Genomic DNA, 19,143 nt, shown 5'->3' with positions numbered 1-19,143 from the left:
ATATATTTCATGTGCTGGCGGATATTGGTGCGGGCGGCGCGGATAGCGGTCGAATCCGGCGCGCTACCGCCCATTTCGGCTGCCATCTGCAGCTTGAACACACGTTCGCGCGCGATGTGGCGTGTGACTTCATTTTCGAATTTCAGCAGAAACCAGTCAACGAGGCGGCGCACTTCGGCGCGCTCCATCGGGCTTTCCGGCAGAAGGCGGCGGCTGCGTTTCAAGGCGCCACGGGTTTCGTCCAGATATTCGGCAATCACCGTCGCGCCGACGACCGGAAGGTCATTTTCAGCCAGAAGAACGGGCAGGGTGCCCGCCGGGTTCAGCGCCAGAAATTCTTTGCGACGTGACCACGGTCGTTCCTCGATCAACTCCGCTTCAACGCCATACTCGCCGAGGATGAGCCGCACATAGCGCGAACCCGAAGACATGGGATGATGAAAAAGCGTAAGCATGATCGACGCGATACTCTCGACTGAAGCTTGAATTGAACGTCCGGAGATAGCACGGCGGCTGGCGTTTGCGCATGCAGCAGGCTATTCCTGCTACCGAGCGATTCGACGCCGCCTCAACGGAATATAAAGTCTATAAGGGCTATGTCTGCGTGAGACAAGCAATCGCTGGAAGTGCTCGTTTTTGCCTCGGCAACCGCAATCGCGGCCCGGTCTTGCTGCCATCATGGTGCCCAATATTCTAAGGTGCTGACTTCATGGATGTTTTTAATCTGCTGGAAGCCGCGTTTCTCGGTCTTATCGAAGGCTTGACCGAATTTATCCCGGTTTCCTCCACCGGGCATTTGCTGCTGATCGGCCATTTTCTTGGTTTTGAATCCACAGGAAAAACCTTCGAGGTTCTGATCCAGCTTGGTGCCATTCTGGCCATCTTGACTGTCTATTCGGCAAAACTTCTGAAAATCCTGACCGATTTTCCCCGCGATGCCCGCACGCGGCGCTTCGTCTTCGGCATTCTGGTTGCCTTCCTGCCCGCTGCTGTCATCGGCGCGCTGGCGCACGGCTTCATCAAAAGCGTGCTGTTTGAAACGCCGATGCTTGTCTGCATCATGCTCATCATCGGCGGTTTCATCCTGCTCTGGGTGGACCAGCTCAATCTGCGTCCGCGCTATCATGATGTGATGGATTATCCGCTGCCCATGTGCCTCGCCATCGGCTTCATCCAGTGCCTGGCCATGATACCAGGCGTGTCGCGCTCCGGCTCCACCATTGTCGGCTCGCTTCTGCTGGGGGCCGACAAGCGCTCGGCGGCGGAGTTTTCGTTCTTCCTCGCTATGCCGACCATGGCAGGCGCTTTTGCCTATGACCTCTACAAGAGCCGCAATATCCTGTCGCTCAACGACGGTGCGCTGATCGGGGTCGGCTTCGTAATGGCTTTCATCTCGGGCGTTTTCGTCGTGCGCTATCTGCTTGACTATGTGTCCCGCCACGGCTTCAAGCTGTTCGGCTGGTGGCGCCTGATCGTCGGATCGGTGGGGTTGGCTGCGCTTCTCGTCTGGGGATGAACGTCGTCAAATTCAGACAAAGCTCGGCGTATAAAAAATCGGGCAAAAGAAAAGGGGCCTTTCGGCCCCTTGTTCATTTTCCGATGAGCGGAATGTCTCACGCAAAACCGGTTTTGGTGTACTGGCCGGCAACGCGGTAGCGCCACAGATAGGATGGCAGTACGGCGTCAACGCCTTCCGGCGTGATGCCCATGCCTTCCAGCGTGCGGCCTTCCTTGATCGCCTTTTCGGAAACGACATTGTCGAATTTCAACAGCGTCACCTGATCGTTGGTGAGCATCGGGTTCGGCAGCAGGCCGAGGATCGATGCCTGCAAACGGGCAACCCACCAAGGCATGGAAATGATGAGGCGCTTGCGGGCGATAACGCCGAGCATGTCCTTCATCCAGTTCTTGAACGGCTGCACATCCGGGCCGCCGAGTTCATAGACGCCACCCGGCATCAGCTTGCCATCGACGGCGCGGGCGACGGCTTCCGCAACATCACCGACATAGACCGGCTGGAGCTTCGTTTCGCCGCCGCCGATAGCTGGCAGGAACGGCGAGAAGCGCGCCATGTTGGCGAAGCGGTTGAAGAAGCGGTCTTCAGGGCCGAAAATGATCGAGGGGCGCAGGATGACGCTTTCCGGCAGAACGGAAAGAACGGCGTTTTCGCCTTCGCCCTTGGTGCGTGCGTAATCCGATGGCGAATTGACGTCGGCTGCGAGCGAGGACAGATGCGTCATGCGAATGCCTGCGGCCTTGGCGGCTTCGGCGATGTTCTTCGCGCCCAGCACCTGAACGGTGTTGAAACGCTGGCGACCGCTTTCAGCAAGGATGCCGACGAGGTTCACGACATGGTCGGAACCCTTGACGACATGTTCGACCGAAGCGCGGTTGCGGACATTGGCCTGCACCATCTGAATCTGGCCGACATTGCCGAGCGGAGCCATGTAATAGGCAACTTCCGGCTTGCGCACGGCAACGCGCACGCGATAGCCGCGCTTGGTGAGACTTGCGACGACCGCGCGCCCGACAAAGCCGGAGCCGCCGAAAACGGTGACCAGTTTCGGCCTGTTGTGGACTTCGTTCGGTTCGGTCTTCATCCTAAACTCCTGCATGAAAGCCAGCTGCGCCGCTTGCAATGAGCGGCGACAATGCGTCTATATTGCCGGTGATTTATCGCCTTTTGGCCACAAGGCAAAGGGGACTTGTTGTCACGATCATGATAGCAGGACTTTTTCCCATGTTCGTTTTTTTGTTTCAACGTGAACTTATCCGAAAACCGCTTTGAGATTCCGCTTCTTGCTGTTAAATCGCGCGCATGAGCACACCACTTGACCATATTCGCAATTTTTCGATCGTCGCCCATATCGACCACGGCAAATCGACGCTGGCCGACCGCCTCATTCAGTTGACCGGCGGGCTGGACACGCGCGAGATGAAGGATCAGGTTCTCGACTCGATGGATATCGAGCGCGAGCGCGGCATCACCATCAAGGCGCAGACCGTCCGTCTCAGCTACAAGGCGAAGAACGGCGAAGATTATGTGCTGAACCTGATCGACACGCCCGGACACGTCGACTTCGCCTATGAAGTCTCGCGCTCGCTGGCCGCGTGCGAAGGTTCGCTTCTGGTGGTGGACGCCTCTCAGGGCGTGGAAGCGCAGACGCTGGCCAATGTCTATCAGGCCATCGACAACAATCATGAAATCGTGGTCGTGCTGAACAAGATCGACCTGCCCGCTGCCGAGCCTGAGCGCGTCAAGCAGCAGATCGAGGAAGTGATTGGCATCGATGCCGCGCAGGCCGTGCATATTTCGGCCAAGACCGGCATCGGCATCGAGGATGTGCTGGAAGCCATCGTCACCCAGTTGCCCGCGCCGAAGGAAGGCGACCGCAATGCGCCGCTCAAGGCCATGCTGGTCGATAGCTGGTATGACAGCTATCTCGGCGTTATCGTTCTGGTGCGCATCATTGATGGCGTTCTGAAAAAGGGCCAGACCATCCGCATGATGGGCACGGGCGCGAAATATCCGGTGGAACGCACCGGCGTGTTCACGCCGAAGATGGTTCAGGTGGACGAACTCGGTCCCGGCGAGCTTGGCTTCATCACCGCTTCGATCAAGGAAGTGGCCGACACCCGCGTCGGCGATACGATCACCGAAGATCGCCGCCCGACGAACAAGATGCTGTCTGGCTTCAAGCCCGCGCAGCCGGTCGTGTTCTGCGGCCTGTTCCCGGTCGATGCGGCGGATTTCGAGGACCTGCGCGCTGCCATGGGCAAGCTGCGCCTCAACGATGCGTCGTTCTCGTTCGAAATGGAAACCTCCGCTGCGCTCGGCTTCGGCTTCCGCTGTGGTTTCCTTGGTCTTCTGCATCTGGAAATCATTCAGGAACGTCTTGAGCGCGAGTTCAATCTCGACCTCATCACGACCGCGCCTTCGGTTGTCTATCGCCTGAACATGCAGGACGGTTCGCAGAAAGAGCTGCACAACCCGGCCGATATGCCGGATGTGGTGAAGATCAATGCGATTGAAGAACCTTGGATTCGTGCGACTATCATGACGCCGGATGATTATCTCGGCGCGATCATGAAGCTCTGCCAGGAGCGCCGTGGTCTGCAGATTGATCTGACCTATGTTGGTCCCCGCGCCATGATCACCTATGATCTGCCGCTCAACGAGGTGGTGTTCGATTTCTACGATCGCCTGAAGTCGATCTCGAAGGGCTATGCTTCGTTCGACTACAATCTTTCGGATTACCGTGAGGGCGATCTGGTCAAGATGTCGATCCTTGTGAACGAGGAGCCGGTCGACGCGCTTTCGATGCTGGTTCACCGCTCGGCGGCGGAAAAGCGTGGCCGCGCGCTGTGCGAAAAGCTGAAGGAGCTGATCCCGCAGCACATGTTCAAGATTCCGATCCAGGCAGCGATTGGCGGTCGTATCGTAGCACGCGAGACCATCTCGGCGCTGCGCAAGGACGTGACGGCCAAGTGCTATGGTGGTGACGTGACGCGTAAGCGCAAACTTCTGGAAAAGCAGAAGGAAGGCAAGAAGCGCATGCGCCAGTTCGGCAAGGTCGAAATCCCGCAGGAGGCCTTCATTCAGGCGCTCAAGATGGGCGATGATTGATCATTTGGTGATCTGTTGAATACTGTCTTGGATTGGGCGCTTCGGCGCCCCTTCTTTTTGAACTTTGACGATGCCAATTTCGTCCTCATCCTGAGGAGCCTCCTGAGCTTGCGAAGGAGGCGTCTCGAAGGACGAGGGCGACAGCGCTCCCCTCAGCCCTTCGAGACGGCTCCCATGAGCTACGCTCAGAGTGCCTCCTCAGGATGAGGGGGAAGGCGGGACGAGGTAGACGTCCCGATCTCATCCCCGCTTCGACAATACAGGCAGGCCCTCATAATTTAGCGCAATCAACGCTTCTTTCTTTGCACGTGACCATCCTTTGATCTGCCGTTCGCGCGCGATGGCATCGATAATCCGATCATATGTTTCTGTGAAAACAAGTTCGATCGGTCGACGCTTCTTCGTATAGCTATCGTAAATACCTTCATTGTGTTCCCACAATCGGGCTTCGATGCTCTGCTTGGTGAGACCGGTGTAATATGAACATTCTGCGCAACGCAGAATGTAGACTGTTACTTCCATGACTTGCCCCCGCGCGTCTTTGGAAGCTAGATGTTGATGCAAGTTTGCCTGTCTAACAAGCCGGCAATAGACTTTAAGATTGCCCTAGTTCCGAAGGTTGAAATCAATGTCCGAACATCCCCGTATCTCCATCACCTACTGCACCCAATGCAACTGGCTGCTGCGTGCTGCGTGGATGGCGCAGGAACTGTTACAGACTTTCGGGCAGGATTTAGGCGAAGTGGCGTTGCGTCCGGGGACTGGTGGAGTGTTTGAAATCCGTGTTTATATGCCGGATGGAAGCGAAGAACTCATCTGGGAACGCAAGCGTGACGGCGGATTTCCGGAAGCCAAGGTGTTAAAGCAGCGCGTGCGCGATCTGGTCTGGCCGGAACGCGATCTCGGTCATTCCGACCGGCCAGCTAATATTTGACGAGCCGTTGTGCTGCCCGCCCTTTCGACAGGCTGAGAATGAGGGTCGAGTTGTGCGTTTCCCTCGTCCTTCGAGACGGCGCTTCGCGCCTTCTCAGGATGAGGGAAATAGCAGAGTCGCTATTCTGAGCCGAAGAAATTAATCCTCATCCACCACGCGCAGGCGCATTTGAGTGGGAGTGTTTTCCGCCTGTCTCGTTTGCGGGCGGGATGCTTCCTCTGCGGGTGCAGGGCCAAATTCCAGCGCTTCGATCTTCGCGCCGCGCCGGGTGACCTTGTTGGAAGATACAAGAATATCGTCAATATCCTTGTTGGCCTGCACGAAATGGGTCTGCAGCTTGCGCACGCGCTCGTCGAGGCGGCCCACATCTTCCATCAAGCGGATCACTTCGCCCTGAATCACATGCGCCTGCTCACGCATGCGGGCATCCTTCAGGATTGCCTGAATGACCTGAATCGACAGCATCAGCAGCGACGGCGAGACAATGACGACTCGCGCCCGATGCGCACGCTGGATCAGGGCCTCGAAGTGCTCGTGAATATCGGCGAAGATGGACTCCGACGGCACGAACAGAAAAGCCGTATCCTGTGTTTCGCCGGGGATCAGATATTTGTCCGAGACATCCTTGATATGCACTTCCATGTCGCGGCGGAACTGGGCGACTGCTGCCTTGCGCGCCTCCGGCTGTTCCGTTTCGCGCATCGAATTCCAGGCTTCGAGCGGGAATTTTGCGTCGATCACGAGCGAGGGTGCATTGTTCGGCATCCGTACAAGGCAGTCGGGACGGGTGCTGTTGGAAAGCGTTGCCTGAAACTCGTAGGCCCCCTGCGGCAGGCCGTCGGCGATGATCGCTTCCATGCGCGACTGGCCGAAAGCGCCGCGCGTCTGCTTGTTGGCGAGGATCGCCTGCAATTGCACCACCTGTCCGGCGAGCGACTGGATATTGTTCTGCGCCGTGTCGATGACGGCAAGACGTTCCTGCAATTTGGCGAGATTTTCATGCGTCGAGCGGGTCTGTTCGGTCATGGTCTGGCCGATGCGATGCGTCATGCCGTCGAGCCGTTCGCGGATCGACTGGTTGAGTTCCGCCTGCCGTGAGCCGAATACCTCGGCCATGGTCTGCATCCGGCCCTGCATCTCGGCCTGTGCCTTCAGGATTTCCGCCATGCGATATTCTGCATCCCGGGCACGGTCCTCGGCCTGTGCTTCCGCAACCGCGCGAAGTCGGGCAGAGCGCGTCGCCGCGATCAGAAAAATCGCAAGACACAGCACCAGCACGACGATACCCGCCAGCAGGATATTCCCCAGCGTGAAGGATGTGGCACCGAGCTGCAGAATCGGCTCATTCAGGAGATTCTGATTTTCCATGAAGAGAGCTTAGCTGATTCGTATCGTCTTGATGAGATCAAAACGAGAACATTTTGCAAAGTGTAATTGACGATTCTCGCGTGAGCCATTACGTGAAAGCCCATGTCTGTAAAACCGCTTGTCATCCTTCCCGATCCCGTCCTGCGCCAGGTTTCCAAGCCTGTGGAGCGCTTTGACGACCAGCTGCGCAAATTTGCCGGCGACATGTTCGACACCATGTATGATGCGCCGGGCATTGGCCTCGCCGCCATTCAGGTAGGCGAACCGATCCGCATGCTCGTCATCGACCTTGCCAAGGAAGATGAACCGAAAGCGCCGCATGTCTTCATCAATCCCGAGATTGTCGGCGTGACGGATGAAGTCAGCACCTATGAGGAAGGCTGCCTTTCGATACCGGATTATTATGCCGAAGTGGAACGGCCAGCCGCCATCAAGGTCAATTACTTCGATGCAGATGGCAAACAGCATTTGATCGAAGCCGACGGGCTGATGGCTACCTGCCTGCAGCATGAGATCGATCATCTGAACGGCGTGCTCTTCATCGATCATATTTCCAAGCTGAAGCGCGATATGGTCATCAAGAAGTTCAAGAAGCTCGCCAGCCAGCGCGCGCCCGGGAAAGTGCTTTAATGCGTGTCGTTTTCATGGGGACACCGGAATTTTCCGTGCCGATCCTCACCGCCATCATCGGTCACGGTTATGAGGTTGTTGCGGCCTATACGCAGCCGCCGCGTCCGGCTGGCCGTCGCGGGCTGGAGCTGACCAAGTCACCGGTGCATGAAAAGGCCGAACAGTTCGGTATTCCGGTGTTCACGCCGAAGAGCCTCAAGGGCGTGGAAGAGCAGGACGTTTTCGCAAGCCTCGAAGCCGATGTCGCGATTGTCGTGGCCTATGGTCTGCTGCTGCCGCAAGCCATTCTGGATGCACCGCGCCTCGGTTGCTATAACGGCCATGCCTCGCTGCTGCCGCGCTGGCGCGGGGCTGCTCCGATCCAGCGTGCCATCATGGCAGGCGATAGCGAAACCGGCATGATGATCATGAAGATGGATGCCGGGCTCGATACCGGTCCCGTTGCCATGGCCGAAAAGGTTGCGATCACGCCGGACATGACGGCAGGCGAACTGCATGACCGTCTGAGCATGATCGGCGCCGACCTGATGATCCGTGCGCTGGGCGCGCTTGAGCGTGAAAGCCTTGCCTTGCAGCCGCAGGCGGAAGAAGGCGTCACCTATGCCGCCAAGATCGACAAGGCCGAGGCGCGCATCGACTGGTCGAAGCCGGCACAGGACGTGCACAATACCATTCGCGGTCTGTCGCCCTTTCCGGGTGCATGGTGCGAGATGGAAATCAATGGCGCTGTCGAACGTGTGAAGCTTCAGCGCTCGGCGCTGGGTGAGGGGTCCGGGGAACCGGGCACGGTGCTGGACGATCGCCTGACGGTTGCCTGCGGGGAAAGGGCCGTGCGGCTCGTTACGCTGCAGCGTTCCGGCGGCAAGCCATTGCCCGCGCAAGAATTTCTGCGTGGCGCACAGGTTTCGAAGGTTCTGTAAGCGGTGCCGCGCTACAAGCTCACTGTCGAATATGACGGCACGCCCTATGTTGGCTGGCAGCGGCAGGAAAACGGCCATGCGGTGCAGAATGCCATCGAACTGGCATTCAAGAAGTTCTGCGGGGAAGATTTGACGCTGAGTGCGGCTGGCCGCACCGATGCAGGCGTGCATGCAACCGCACAGGTCGTGCATGTCGATCTCACCAAGGATTGGGGTGCAGGCAAGGTGCGCGATGCGGTCAATGCGCACCTCGTCATGGCGGATGAGCGCGTCAGCATCTTGAATGTCGAGAAGACGACGGACACATTCGATGCGCGTTTTTCAGCGCGTGCCCGGCATTATCTCTATCGTATCCATAATCGCCGTGCGCCTCTGGCGATTGATTATCAGCGCGCATGGTGGGTGCAGAAGCGACTTGATGCTGAAGCGATGCACGAAGCAGCAAAGCGGCTCCTGGGCGAGCACGACTTCACGACGTTTCGCGCCACGCAATGCCAGGCCAAGAGCCCGGTCAAGACGCTCGACCGGCTCGATGTCATCCGCAACGGCGATTACGTGGAAATGCGCGTTTCGGCGCGGTCTTTCCTGCACAATCAGGTCAGGTCCTTCGCAGGCAGCCTGATGGAAGTGGGTGTTGGCCGCTGGACGGCGGATGATCTGCAAGCGGCTTTGGAAGTCAAAGATCGCAAGGCCTGCGGGCAGGTTGCCCCGCCCTATGGGCTTTATCTGATTGGTGTGGACTACGCCTTTCCGTACTGAGACCCGAAGCGCGCTCTAGGGAATCAAGAGTAAACTTCCGGATGATTTTCCCGTCTCCAGCGCACGATGGGCCTGTTCTGCCTCGCTCAGCGGATAGGTTGCCCCAATCGTTCCAGTCAGTCCCTTTTCCATGATGTCGAAAAGCTTGGAAGCGGAGTTTCGGTAGTTATCCAGATCGTTGATGTAAGCGATCACGCTTGGCCGGACGAAAGAAAGATCTGCTTGATTGCCGAGTGCATCAATGACGGTCTGGGAGATTTTTCCACCGGCCTGACCGATGCTCGCCAGAGTTCCAAACGGGCGCACGCATTGTGCCGTTTTGGCCAGAGTTTCACCGCCGATCCCGTCATAGGCGACGTGAACGCCCTGTCCATCCGTGAGGCGCCGGGTGGCTGTCACGAAATCGCAATCGCGTCCGACGAGCACATGATCGGCACCGTTTTTGCGCGCCATTTCGGCTTTGTCTTCCGAGCTGACCGTTCCGATCACAGTTGCTCCAAGAGCCTTGCCCCAGCGGGTCAGCAAAGTGCCCAGTCCGCCTGCGGCTGCATGCACCAGCATGATTGTATCCGGGCCAACGGGAAATGTATTGGTGAGGAGCATGTGGGTGGTAAGACCGCGCAGCATGGTCGCTGCCGCCGACTGCGAGGAAATTGTGCTGGGCAGTAGCAGCGCCCTTTGGGCCGGTAGAAGCCGGGTTGAAGCATATGCCCCCACTGGCAGGCCCGCATAAGCAACCCTGTCGCCTGGCTTGAGGTCGGTTACATCCGATCCGACAGCTTCCACCACGCCTGCACCTTCGACGCCGAGCACTGCCGGAAAGGACGGCAGCGGATAGAGGCCGGTCCGATGGTATATGTCGACAAAGTTCACGCCGATTGCCTCGTGGCGAAGACGTATCTCGCCCGCACCGGGGCTTCGGGGTGTCTGCGGGTCTGTCTGAAGCAGCCCTGCTTCACCTGTTTCGTTCAGAATGATCTCGTAGTCCATCAGTCAGCCTCCGTTGCAATCCGTGGCAGTATCGCGGATAGAGAAACGGGAAAAAATTGCCGATTTGATCGCAGCGTATGGGAAAAATTTCACAATGGTGAATTGGGAAAGCGTGCGTTACTTTGTGGCTTTGGCCGATACGGGGACTCTGTCCGGTGCCGCGCGATTGCTCAATGTAGAACATGCGACGATTGCGCGACGTGTGGCAGCTCTGGAATCCGAAACCGGTTTGAAACTGGTTGATCGTCGGGGGCGACGTTTTCTGCTGACGGAAGACGGCGAGCGGATTGCGGCGATTGCCCGCAAGATGCAGGACGAGGCACAAGCCATCAGCCGTTTCGGCGCAGTTCGGGATACGGGCATAAGCGCGACCATCACGCTCACCGCGCCGCCGTCCTATGCGGTTGCAAGACTGGCGAAGCCGCTCGCTGCCGTGTCAGAACAATATCCGGGTATCCATATGCGTGTGATGGGAGAAGCACGCTTCAGTTCACTGAACCGTCGGGAGGCGGATATAGCTATTCGCCTGACGCGCCCGACAACCGGCGATCTCACCATTCGCAGGCTGGGCGAGGAAGCTTTCCGCCCTTATGCGAGCCGGGATTATCTGGCGCGAACTCCTCCTGAAGAATGGCAGTTCATCGCTTATGATGAAAGTCTGGAAGACGCTCCGCAGCAGGCCCATTTGCTTGCTTTGGCTGGTGCCCGGCCAATCGCCCTGCGCGCCAATACGCTGGAGATGCAGCTCGCTCTTGTAAGAGAGAACGCAGGCATAGCCATGTTGCCTGATTTCATGGCTGAGACGCAGGAGCAGCTGGTGCCAGCGCTGCCGGATCATGCCCCGCTCATACGCGAGGTGTGGATGGTCGTTCATTCCGATATGAAGACGGTTCCGGCTCTCCGTGCCGTCATGGCCGAGATCGCCAGCGCCCTCAATCATCCCATGCCGATATAATGGCTTTCGCTTTAATAGGCGTGCGGATCAAAGCCGATCCCGAGCAGTTGCTGCAGCAGGACGGTCAGGAACAGTGAGCCAAAGACGATGCAGGCGAAGAATGGTGCCGCATAGGCATGTGGGCGCTGCAACGCGACAAAAGTCAGCCGGTAGCTCAGCACAATGGATGCGCCGAACATGATGAAGGCAAACAGTGTCGCGATGTCGAACCGTCCGGGAAAGAAGAGCTGTAGCAGTGTAATGGGTGCGAAGACCCACGAAAGCAGTGCGCTGCCCCAGTTGGTGGCAATCACGAAAGCCGCATAACGCTTGGCAATGCCGATCCGCTTGGCGATAAGGCCGATGATGACGAGCGGAATAATCCAGGCCGCTATGTCCACGAAGGCTGCGCGCGTGACGATGGCAAAGCGCAAGCCTGCCTCCTCGCGACCTGCCGTCAGATCCGCGGCATAAGCGACCCAGCTTGCGAAGAGCGGCGGCAGTGCAATCGCTATCGCAAAGAAGGACGACCAGAAGCCCTCGGCGGAAATGTCGAGATAGCCCAGTCCTTCCTTGCGCCCGAGCATCATTTTCCAGACGCCCCAGAAATATCTGAAAATATCGTCCAGGCTTGGCATGAGATTCCCAATTTTTCGCGTAATCCCGGCGGAACAGTCATGCGACTTTCCGGGGCTATGCGTTACCCAAAGAAATCGGCGATGAAGCGTTCATAAATCTGTGTCAGGCCTTCGAGGTCGGCAAGGGCCACGCGCTCGTCAACCATATGCATGGTCTGTCCGACAAGGCCGAACTCGACCACCGGACAGTAATCCTTGATGAAACGGGCATCGGACGTGCCGCCCGATGTCGACAGTTCCGGGCGTTTGCCCGTTACGGCCTCGACGGAATCCGTCAACGTGCCGATCAGCTTTTCGTCACGGGTCAGGAACACATGGCTCGGATGCTCGCGCCAGGCGAGTTCGTATTCGATCGGTGTTTCGCGACCTGGTCGCAGGCGATTGTCGCTGGCGGCTTTTTCGAGGCGCGCGATGATTTCGGCCTGCAAGGTCTCTGCCGTCCAGGTGTCGTTGAAGCGGATGTTGAACGAGGCCGTTGCCTTGTTCGCAATGACATTGGTGGCCTTGTTGCCGACGTCGATGCTCGTCACTTCCAGATTGCTGGCCTGGAAATTGGCCGTCCCTTGGTCGAAAGCCGGATAAAGCAGGCTGTCGACCAGCGTGGTAATGCCGCGTACCGGGTTTTCGGCCAGATGCGGATAGGCGGCATGGCCCTGCACGCCATGGACGGTGATCGTGCCGGACAGCGAGCCGCGCCGTCCGATCTTGATCGCATCGCCGAGTGCATTCGGGTTGCTCGGCTCTCCGACGATGGATGCATCCCAGCTTTCGCCGCGCTGCTTCGCCCAGTCGAGAAGCTTGACCGTGCCATTGATGGCCGGGCCTTCCTCGTCGCCGGTGATGAGGAACGAAACGCTGCCCTTGATGCTGCCGTGCTTTTCGATGTGACGGGCAACTGCGGCCACGAAACAGGCGACACCGCCCTTCATGTCAACCGCACCGCGACCGTACATCACGCCGTCTTCAATAGCGGCAGAAAAGGGCGGGTGTTTCCAGTCGCCCTCATTGCCGGGAGGCACGACATCGGTATGTCCCGCAAACATCAGATGCGGGCCATTGCCCGATTTGCGTGCATAAAGGTTTTCGATGTCGGGCGTGTCTTCATCGTGGAAGACAGGTCGTTCCACCGAAAACCCCATCGGCTTCAACATTGCTTCCAGCGCCGTCAGCGCACCGCCCTCGGCAGGCGTTACGGATGCACAACGGATGAGGGCGGCAAGGTTATCGGCGGGATTGACGGCTAAGCTCATGAGATCGGGACTTTTTTGAAAAGGGAATCGTCTGACGGCGAGATTATCGCGCATCCCGAAAAGTGCGAAGCGGTTTTCGGAATAAGATGCGCGTTGAAACAAACTGCATCCCGAAAAGTGCGAAGCGGTTTTCGGAACAGGATGCGCGTTGAAAAAACAGGCCGGAAGCCGGCGGATGAAACAGCAATCCGATGGTTGCGCGCAGGCGGCATCGTTTCGCCTTTCACTTGTTTTTCTCAACCGGTTTCAATTTGGGAACGAAATTTCCTTGACCGGAGGGGGCCTGTCATCGTTAGTTAAAAATAAGTTGATAACGAGACCCGCAAAGGGCCGCTCAACGGGGACTCTTTTTAAATGGGAAACTGCGCATGCGTTTTGTCACTTCTGCGATAGCAGGCATGATGGTGCTCTTCGGGGCGACGACAATACCGGCCAAGGCCGCGCAATGGAGTGAAGCAGGCGGGCTTACAAGCATTCCTTACGGACACAAGGAGTACTGCGATCGTAACAAGCGCGATTGCGGTGCGCATCGCGTATTGCCGCCGATGAAGATGACCCCGCAGCGCGCGAAGCTGCTGCAATCGGTCAGCAGCTCCGTCAATCGCCGCATCAAACCGGTCTCCGATCAGGATAATTATGGCAAGCGCGATTACTGGACCATTCCGGTCAACGGCAAGGGCGATTGCGAAGACTATGTCCTGATGAAGCGGGCCCAGCTGATGGCGCGGGGTATCAGCCCGTCACAGCTTCTCATTACTATGGTACAGGGCAGCGAGCCGCATGTCGTCCTGACCGCCCGCACAGATCATGGCGACTATATCCTCGACAATCTGCGCGACGAGGTGTTGCCGGTCGAGAAAACTTCGTACCGCTATATCAAGATGCAGTCGCCTGCCAATTCCGGTCAGTGGGTTTCCATTGCCGGGCGTTCGGTCGCTGTTGCAAACAACTGATCGGGGTTACAGCGTTCAATCAAGAGCTGGTCCAATTGAATGTCATCAAGCCGCATTTCGATGCGGCTTTTCTTTTGAGTATGGGCTGATTTGACTGGCTGAACGATGCCAGCCGCAAATCAGGGTGTCATTTCGACGAAGCTTGCGTCGTTTGCAAAGGACCGATTTCGCGAAAAATCGCATCATTGTTCACTCTCATTGGACAATATATTGGGACAGACTGTTCGCTCTTTTTGAACAGAAGACACTTTGTAACAGTCGTGTGATTGCTGGTATATCAATTAAGTATTTGATTTTGTTATTATTTTATAATTTCAATTATCGTCCTCCAAGAAAATGGCCGCACAAATGTGTGATAAAGAAAACATTTTCGTGACTGGAACTTTTGCCCACTGTCACCCATTTCAGCTGCATCGGAACGACGAACAAACGCCGCTCCACTTTCCAAGGAGATAGGAAAATGAAGAAGATTGTTCTTGCTGCCGCTGCTCTTGCTCTTACCGCTGGTGCCGCTTTTGCAGAAAACCCACATGTCGGCGAACCTGCCGATCTTTATGCAAATGACCGTACGCCGGTTGCAACGCAGAGCCAGAAGCTCGATTACACGGCTCCTGCCTCGATCAACAAGGCAACGGTTTATCAGGATGGTTCGGCTCACCGCTTCGGTGACGCATCGCCTTCCTCTTACCAGAACTAAAAGTCCGCTCGGACTTTTGGCCTCTCCGGTCCAGACGGACCGGGCATGAATGAAATACCCACATTGCATGTATTCCCGAAGGTGTCGGGGCATTTCCTCCCAGATGTGCCTGACACCGTAGGGCGGGCCACGCGGCCCAGCTAACCAAAGGTCCCCTCTATGCCTGAGATGCAGTCTCAAGGTTCAGCCGGTTAAGCACCGATGCCGGGGACGCCATGGAGAAAAGGAATAAAGAAATGAAGAAGTTTGCTCTCGCCGCTCTTGCTGTCGCTCTTAGCGCCGGTGCTGCCTATGCCGAAAACCCGTTCGTTGGCCAGCCGCCTGCAATGGCTGCTCAGGACAAGGCTTTCGTTCTTCCTGGCGAAACGCCGGTCGCTTCGACCCGCAGCAACATCGACTATACGGCTCCGGCTGCCATTCGTCAGTCTGCGCCAGTTAATCAGGACGGCTCGGCTCATCGCTTCGGCGACGCTTCCCCGTCCAGCTACCAGAACTAATTTGTTCTGACGGCTGAGCCTGTCGGTCGCCCTGCATCGTCCGTTGCGTTCCTCCCCCTCACGCATGTGACACGCGGGGCAGCCGAAGGGCTGCCAAGAAATCTCCCCGGAGGATGGCGTCAGTGTCTCCCCGGACTGCCCGGATCAGAGGCATTGCGCCATCCGAAGGGGCGACCATTAAATGCAAAAAGGCGACGCCAGCAGCGTCGCCTTTTGTTTTTAAGCACGCTCTCAGTCATTGTCGAAACGCGCTATCCATTTGTTTTAAGAATGTCTTTATCCCGAAACCGGTTCCCACTTTCGGGAGACATGCTCTAGTCACGCAGCAATTCGTTGATCGAGGTCTTGGAGCGGGTCTTTTCATCGACGCGCTTGACGATCACGGCGCAATAGAGGCTCGGACCCCAGTTTTCGCCGGGAACGTTCTTGCCCGGCATGGTGCCTGCAACGACGACCGAATAGGGCGGCACTTCGCCATAGAAGACTTCGCCGGTTGCGCGATCCACGATCTTGGTCGATTTGCCGATGAAGACGCCCATGCCGAGGACCGAACCTTCACGCACGATGCAGCCTTCAACGACTTCCGAGCGGGCACCGATGAAACAATTGTCTTCGATGATGGTTGGACCGGCCTGCATCGGTTCCAGAACGCCGCCGATGCCGACGCCGCCGGAAAGGTGAACGTTCTTGCCGATCTGTGCACAGGAGCCGACGGTGGCCCAGGTGTCGACCATGGTGCCCTCATCGACATAAGCGCCGAGATTGACGAAGGATGGCATCAGGATCGCGTTTGGCGCGATATAGGCCGAGTGGCGCACGATGCAGTTCGGTACGGCGCGGAAGCCTGCCTTTTCGAATTCATTGGCTGTCCAGCCGTCGAACTTCGATGGCACCTTGTCCCACCAGGAGGACTGGCCGGGGCCGCCCTTGATGACTTCCATCGGGTTGAGACGGAAGGAGAGCAGAACTGCTTTCTTCAGCCATTGGTTGACTTGCCAGTTGCCGTCCGCCTGTTTTTCTGCGACACGGGCTTCACCGCGGTCGAGCAGAACGAGCGATTGTTCGACGGCTTCGCGCACTTCGCCGCGCGTTGCCGTGTTGATACCGTCGCGCTCGTCAAAAGCCTTGTCGATTGTCTTCTCAAGGGAGGCGAGGTCTGGCTTGGTCATAGGGTGCGATCTCCATGAAGGGGCGGCGGAAGGCAGGCGTGGACAAGTCCGGCCTGTTTGCTGGGAAATTGATTAAGCGAAGGCGCCATGAGGGTCAATGTCGTTCGTGATCTGATTGCAGTGCCACGTTTGAGACAGATTAAGCATTTAGCGCCAGAATGGATGCTGTTATACCAAAACCCGATGAGCTTGACTCATCGAGTTTTGGTTAAGCCCGTGCGGCAATTGAGCATTTTCAGGGCTTGGATAGCGTCAGCATCTCAGCGCCCTGGTATTACGCGTTGAATGGCGATAATGAAGGAGCAGGTGAGAGCATGAACCCGATGGAGAAGTCTGGCTGGACGCCATTCCCGAATTCTGAGGAAGCGGTCAAGCAGGCCCGCACCGTACCGCAGACGCCACAGACCGAAGCCCCTGCCTATCGCCTTGCTTTCACGGACGATGATTTCCTGACGCGGCGCGAACTGCGGCCGATCCGGCTGCAGCTTGAGCTTCTGAAACCTGAAATGATTCTGGCCGACCGGGGTATCAAGTCCACTGTCGTCATGTTTGGCGGTGCGCGCATTCCGGAGCCCGGCGGCGAGGCATGGGCAGCCAAGAACGAGGTTCAGAAGAAGAACCTTGAAGCCAATGCGCATTATTACGAGGAAGCGCGCAAATTCGCGCGGCTTTGCTCCGAATATTCCGCGACGACCTATTATCGCGAATTCATCGTGGTGACGGGCGGCGGTCCCGGCGTCATGGAAGCGGGCAATCGCGGAGCCGCCGATGTCGGTGCGCCGACGATCGGTCTCAACATTGTGCTGCCGCACGAACAGGCTCCCAACGCCTATGTTACGCCTGACCTTTGCTTCAACTTCCATTATTTTGCGATCCGCAAGATGCACTTCCTGATGCGCGCCAAGGCGATCTGCGTGTTCCCCGGCGGCTTTGGAACGATGGACGAGCTTTTCGAGGCGATGACGCTGATCCAGACCAACCGTATGGAGCGCGTGCCGCTGATACTGTTCGGTAAGGAGTTCTGGACCAAGGCGATCAATATCGAGTTTCTGGCTGAGCAGGGTACGATTTCGCCTGCCGATATCGAACTGCTCAACTTTGTCGAAACCGCCGACGAAGCCTGGGAACAGATCAAGGATTTTTACAAGCTCTGATCACCCCGGATTTTCTGTTCGATGCGCCCGGCCAAATGGTCGGGCGTTTTCTTTTGCGGCTCTTCTTCTGCTCGATAGGGACGAGGGCGGTGAACGAGTGTCACCAGCACGACCGAGATAATCATCAGGAGATACCACGAGCCGAGCTTGCTCATTGAAACGAGTTCCCAGCCATTGCGCTGGTTCGGATAAAGCCAGGCCTTCGACCATGTGCCGATGTTCTCGGCAATCCAGATGAAGAGCGAGGTCAGCAGAAAGGCGACCAGCAACGGCATTTTGTGCCGGAAGCGGAAGACGCGGTAATGCATCGTCGTGCGCCAGAAAAGGACGAAGGTCGCAGCAAACAGCAGCCAGCGCATATCCCAGATGAAGTGGTGCGCGAAGAAATTGATATAGATCGCGGCGGCCAGAACAACGGTCATCCAGAGTGGTGGATAGTGGTTCAGCCTTATATCGAAGATGCGATTGATGCGCGCCATATAGGAGCCGACAGCTGCATACATGAAGCCGGAAAACAGAGGAACGCCGCCAATGCGGAAGAAGTTTTCCTCCGGATAGACCCATGAACCGGCATGGGTCTTGAACACTTCCATCGCTGTGCCGACCACATGGAAGATGAGGATGACCTTGGCTTCCTCCCACGCCTCCAGCTTGAAGACCAGCATGGCAAGCTGGATAGCAAGGGCGGACAGGAACAGGAAATCGTAGCGCGTGATAAACCCCGCGCCGCCATCCGGCCAGAACCAGCGGGTGAGGATGATGAGCGCCAGCATGGCGCCACCGAAAAGGCAGGCCCATGCCTGTTTCAGCCCGAAGACCAGAAACTCGATCAGCGCATCGCTGATCCGGTGACGCGGCAGATTGTCGAGAAGGCGGTGGGCGGCCTTGTCGATGCGTCTTTCAAGGCCGGTGAATTGCCTATCGGTCTGCAATTATGGTTTCCAGAAACTGGGTCAGATTATCGGTCACATAGTCCACCTGATCGGTGAACTCGGGATCGCTTTCCCATATCTCGGAAAATGTAGGCTCAAAATTGTTCGGCACGACCAGCACCGTTTTCATGCCGAGGGCTTTGGGAACGACCAGATTGCGCGCCAGATCCTCGAACATCACGGCCTTGCCCGCATCGATGCCGAAGGCGCCGAGGAAGCGGTCATAGGTGACCCGTTCAGGCTTCGGTGTCAGGCCAGCTGCGACGATGTCGAAAATATCGTCGAAATCATCGAGAATTCCGAGCTGGCTGGCAGCGCGTTCGGCATGACCGCGATCACCATTGGTAAAGATGAAGCGACGGCCCGGCAGTGCCTTGATCGCCCGTCCCAACGCCGGATCGGGCGTCAGCCAGGAATAGTCGATGTCATGGACTTGTCTCAGAAAATCGTCCGGGTCAATCTGATGGCACTCCATCAGGCCTTTCAGCGTGGTGCCATATTCCAGATAGAACTGCTTCTGAATCTTGCGCGCTTCGTCACGTGGCAGTTTCAGCAAAGTCTCGACATAGCTCGTCATCTTCACGTCGATCTGCGAGAACAGATTGGCGGCGTGCGGGTAGAGCGTGTTGTCGAGGTCGAACACCCAGTCAGTGACATGGGCGAAGGCAGCTCTGTCCGGAATATCGGTCAT

At 57.3% G+C, this 19,143-nt stretch carries 20 protein-coding genes and 1 pseudogene; 11 read left to right on the top strand and 10 right to left on the bottom strand.

Translation table 11 applies throughout. The annotated features are described in order from the left end of the window. Nucleotides 1–287: 287 nt before the first annotated feature. Nucleotides 288–431: pseudogene (locus LJ361_RS19580) on the bottom strand (glutathione S-transferase N-terminal domain-containing protein); the annotation flags it as partial. 278 nt (nucleotides 432–709) lie between these two features. On the opposite strand from LJ361_RS19580, the gene LJ361_RS19575 reads away from it, so the two are divergent. Continuing rightward, a complete protein-coding gene (locus LJ361_RS19575; RefSeq protein WP_010659405.1) occupies nucleotides 710–1,516 on the top strand; it encodes an undecaprenyl-diphosphate phosphatase in 807 nt (268 codons plus the stop codon). Nucleotides 1,517–1,613: 97 nt separating this feature from the next. Here the strand turns inward: LJ361_RS19575 and LJ361_RS19570 are convergent, their stop codons facing one another. Next, the gene (locus LJ361_RS19570; protein ID WP_029929346.1) at nucleotides 1,614–2,600 is read right to left on the bottom strand and encodes a complex I NDUFA9 subunit family protein; all 987 of its coding nucleotides are present in this window, start codon (nucleotides 2,598–2,600) and stop codon (nucleotides 1,614–1,616) included. Between the two features lie 218 nt (nucleotides 2,601–2,818). On the opposite strand from LJ361_RS19570, the gene lepA reads away from it, so the two are divergent. Then, complete coding sequence (lepA, locus tag LJ361_RS19565; protein WP_010659407.1) at nucleotides 2,819–4,627, top strand: translation elongation factor 4; 1,809 nt, start codon at nucleotides 2,819–2,821, stop codon at nucleotides 4,625–4,627. A gap of 240 nt (nucleotides 4,628–4,867) precedes the next feature. On the opposite strand, the gene LJ361_RS19560 is transcribed toward lepA, so the two are convergent. Next, the gene (locus tag LJ361_RS19560; RefSeq protein WP_010659408.1) at nucleotides 4,868–5,149 is read right to left on the bottom strand and encodes a GIY-YIG nuclease family protein; all 282 of its coding nucleotides are present in this window, start codon (nucleotides 5,147–5,149) and stop codon (nucleotides 4,868–4,870) included. Between the two features lie 106 nt (nucleotides 5,150–5,255). On the opposite strand from LJ361_RS19560, the gene LJ361_RS19555 reads away from it, so the two are divergent. Next, on the top strand, nucleotides 5,256–5,561 hold the full coding sequence (locus LJ361_RS19555; protein ID WP_010659409.1) for a SelT/SelW/SelH family protein: 306 nt from the start codon (nucleotides 5,256–5,258) through the stop codon (nucleotides 5,559–5,561). A 138-nt stretch (nucleotides 5,562–5,699) separates the two neighbouring features. On the opposite strand, the gene LJ361_RS19550 is transcribed toward LJ361_RS19555, so the two are convergent. Beyond that, nucleotides 5,700–6,929, bottom strand: a complete 1,230-nt coding sequence (locus LJ361_RS19550) for a DNA recombination protein RmuC (RefSeq protein ID WP_010659410.1) — start codon at nucleotides 6,927–6,929, stop codon at nucleotides 5,700–5,702. Nucleotides 6,930–7,031: 102 nt separating this feature from the next. Here LJ361_RS19550 and def point away from each other — a divergent pair, with 102 nt between their 5' ends. From def to truA, 3 genes are read left to right on the top strand one after another with little or no spacing between them, the layout of a single operon-like run. After that, nucleotides 7,032–7,559, top strand: a complete 528-nt coding sequence (gene def, locus LJ361_RS19545) for a peptide deformylase (protein WP_010659411.1) — start codon at nucleotides 7,032–7,034, stop codon at nucleotides 7,557–7,559. Then, nucleotides 7,559–8,479: a methionyl-tRNA formyltransferase gene (gene fmt, locus LJ361_RS19540; protein ID WP_010659412.1), complete on the top strand. Its 921-nt coding sequence runs from the start codon at nucleotides 7,559–7,561 to the stop codon at nucleotides 8,477–8,479. Before def ends, fmt begins: the two co-directional genes overlap by 1 nt. Nucleotides 8,480–8,482: 3 nt before the next feature. Next, a complete protein-coding gene (gene truA, locus LJ361_RS19535) occupies nucleotides 8,483–9,238 on the top strand; it encodes a tRNA pseudouridine(38-40) synthase TruA (RefSeq protein ID WP_010659413.1) in 756 nt (251 codons plus the stop codon). Between the two features lie 15 nt (nucleotides 9,239–9,253). On the opposite strand, the gene LJ361_RS19530 is transcribed toward truA, so the two are convergent. Next, nucleotides 9,254–10,228, bottom strand: coding sequence for a quinone oxidoreductase family protein (locus LJ361_RS19530; protein WP_010659414.1), 975 nt, complete (start codon nucleotides 10,226–10,228; stop codon nucleotides 9,254–9,256). Nucleotides 10,229–10,322: 94 nt separating this feature from the next. Here LJ361_RS19530 and LJ361_RS19525 point away from each other — a divergent pair, with 94 nt between their 5' ends. Further along, the gene (locus tag LJ361_RS19525) at nucleotides 10,323–11,183 is read left to right on the top strand and encodes a LysR family transcriptional regulator (RefSeq protein WP_010659415.1); all 861 of its coding nucleotides are present in this window, start codon (nucleotides 10,323–10,325) and stop codon (nucleotides 11,181–11,183) included. Between the two features lie 11 nt (nucleotides 11,184–11,194). Here LJ361_RS19525 and LJ361_RS19520 read toward each other — a convergent pair whose 3' ends face one another. After that, a complete protein-coding gene (locus LJ361_RS19520) occupies nucleotides 11,195–11,800 on the bottom strand; it encodes a hypothetical protein (RefSeq protein ID WP_010659416.1) in 606 nt (201 codons plus the stop codon). A gap of 62 nt (nucleotides 11,801–11,862) precedes the next feature. Further along, a complete protein-coding gene (gene dapE, locus LJ361_RS19515; RefSeq protein ID WP_264812096.1) occupies nucleotides 11,863–13,050 on the bottom strand; it encodes a succinyl-diaminopimelate desuccinylase in 1,188 nt (395 codons plus the stop codon). Between the two features lie 401 nt (nucleotides 13,051–13,451). On the opposite strand from dapE, the gene LJ361_RS19510 reads away from it, so the two are divergent. The 3 genes from LJ361_RS19510 (at nucleotide 13,452) to LJ361_RS19500 (ending at nucleotide 15,197) form a co-directional block, all read left to right on the top strand. After that, on the top strand, nucleotides 13,452–14,003 hold the full coding sequence (locus tag LJ361_RS19510; RefSeq protein ID WP_010659419.1) for a transglutaminase-like cysteine peptidase: 552 nt from the start codon (nucleotides 13,452–13,454) through the stop codon (nucleotides 14,001–14,003). A 460-nt stretch (nucleotides 14,004–14,463) separates the two neighbouring features. Next, complete coding sequence (locus tag LJ361_RS19505; RefSeq protein WP_010659420.1) at nucleotides 14,464–14,700, top strand: hypothetical protein; 237 nt, start codon at nucleotides 14,464–14,466, stop codon at nucleotides 14,698–14,700. A 236-nt stretch (nucleotides 14,701–14,936) separates the two neighbouring features. Then, nucleotides 14,937–15,197: a hypothetical protein gene (locus LJ361_RS19500; RefSeq protein ID WP_010659421.1), complete on the top strand. Its 261-nt coding sequence runs from the start codon at nucleotides 14,937–14,939 to the stop codon at nucleotides 15,195–15,197. A 314-nt stretch (nucleotides 15,198–15,511) separates the two neighbouring features. Here LJ361_RS19500 and dapD read toward each other — a convergent pair whose 3' ends face one another. After that, nucleotides 15,512–16,366: a 2,3,4,5-tetrahydropyridine-2,6-dicarboxylate N-succinyltransferase gene (gene dapD / locus LJ361_RS19495; RefSeq protein ID WP_010659422.1), complete on the bottom strand. Its 855-nt coding sequence runs from the start codon at nucleotides 16,364–16,366 to the stop codon at nucleotides 15,512–15,514. Between the two features lie 314 nt (nucleotides 16,367–16,680). On the opposite strand from dapD, the gene LJ361_RS19490 reads away from it, so the two are divergent. Continuing rightward, the gene (locus tag LJ361_RS19490) at nucleotides 16,681–17,520 is read left to right on the top strand and encodes an LOG family protein (RefSeq protein WP_012091443.1); all 840 of its coding nucleotides are present in this window, start codon (nucleotides 16,681–16,683) and stop codon (nucleotides 17,518–17,520) included. Here LJ361_RS19490 and LJ361_RS19485 read toward each other — a convergent pair. Further along, complete coding sequence (locus LJ361_RS19485; protein WP_010659424.1) at nucleotides 17,508–18,452, bottom strand: DUF817 domain-containing protein; 945 nt, start codon at nucleotides 18,450–18,452, stop codon at nucleotides 17,508–17,510. The two genes, LJ361_RS19490 and LJ361_RS19485, sit on opposite strands and share 13 nt — an antisense overlap. Next, nucleotides 18,439–19,143: a pyrimidine 5'-nucleotidase gene (locus LJ361_RS19480; RefSeq protein ID WP_010659425.1), complete on the bottom strand. Its 705-nt coding sequence runs from the start codon at nucleotides 19,141–19,143 to the stop codon at nucleotides 18,439–18,441. Before LJ361_RS19480 ends, LJ361_RS19485 begins: the two co-directional genes overlap by 14 nt.

Source organism: Brucella sp. JSBI001, assembly GCF_026014005.1.
Lineage (GTDB): Bacteria > Pseudomonadota > Alphaproteobacteria > Rhizobiales > Rhizobiaceae > Brucella > Brucella anthropi.
Note: the sequence above shows the minus strand (reverse complement) of the source record. Positions and strands in the feature narration are given on the sequence as shown.

Coding starts and splice junctions, on each gene's coding strand:
- LJ361_RS19575 (WP_010659405.1), top strand. CDS start 710: ATGGATGTTTTTAATCTGCTGGAAGCCGCGTTTCTCGGTCTTATCGAA.
- LJ361_RS19570 (WP_029929346.1), bottom strand. CDS start 2,600: ATGAAGACCGAACCGAACGAAGTCCACAACAGGCCGAAACTGGTCACC.
- lepA (WP_010659407.1), top strand. CDS start 2,819: ATGAGCACACCACTTGACCATATTCGCAATTTTTCGATCGTCGCCCAT.
- LJ361_RS19560 (WP_010659408.1), bottom strand. CDS start 5,149: ATGGAAGTAACAGTCTACATTCTGCGTTGCGCAGAATGTTCATATTAC.
- LJ361_RS19555 (WP_010659409.1), top strand. CDS start 5,256: ATGTCCGAACATCCCCGTATCTCCATCACCTACTGCACCCAATGCAAC.
- LJ361_RS19550 (WP_010659410.1), bottom strand. CDS start 6,929: ATGGAAAATCAGAATCTCCTGAATGAGCCGATTCTGCAGCTCGGTGCC.
- def (WP_010659411.1), top strand. CDS start 7,032: ATGTCTGTAAAACCGCTTGTCATCCTTCCCGATCCCGTCCTGCGCCAG.
- fmt (WP_010659412.1), top strand. CDS start 7,559: ATGCGTGTCGTTTTCATGGGGACACCGGAATTTTCCGTGCCGATCCTC.
- LJ361_RS19530 (WP_010659414.1), bottom strand. CDS start 10,228: ATGGACTACGAGATCATTCTGAACGAAACAGGTGAAGCAGGGCTGCTT.
- LJ361_RS19525 (WP_010659415.1), top strand. CDS start 10,323: ATGGTGAATTGGGAAAGCGTGCGTTACTTTGTGGCTTTGGCCGATACG.
- LJ361_RS19520 (WP_010659416.1), bottom strand. CDS start 11,800: ATGCCAAGCCTGGACGATATTTTCAGATATTTCTGGGGCGTCTGGAAA.
- dapE (WP_264812096.1), bottom strand. CDS start 13,050: ATGAGCTTAGCCGTCAATCCCGCCGATAACCTTGCCGCCCTCATCCGT.
- LJ361_RS19510 (WP_010659419.1), top strand. CDS start 13,452: ATGGTGCTCTTCGGGGCGACGACAATACCGGCCAAGGCCGCGCAATGG.
- LJ361_RS19505 (WP_010659420.1), top strand. CDS start 14,464: ATGAAGAAGATTGTTCTTGCTGCCGCTGCTCTTGCTCTTACCGCTGGT.
- LJ361_RS19500 (WP_010659421.1), top strand. CDS start 14,937: ATGAAGAAGTTTGCTCTCGCCGCTCTTGCTGTCGCTCTTAGCGCCGGT.
- dapD (WP_010659422.1), bottom strand. CDS start 16,366: ATGACCAAGCCAGACCTCGCCTCCCTTGAGAAGACAATCGACAAGGCT.
- LJ361_RS19490 (WP_012091443.1), top strand. CDS start 16,681: ATGAACCCGATGGAGAAGTCTGGCTGGACGCCATTCCCGAATTCTGAG.
- LJ361_RS19480 (WP_010659425.1), bottom strand. CDS start 19,143: ATGACCGATATTCCGGACAGAGCTGCCTTCGCCCATGTCACTGACTGG.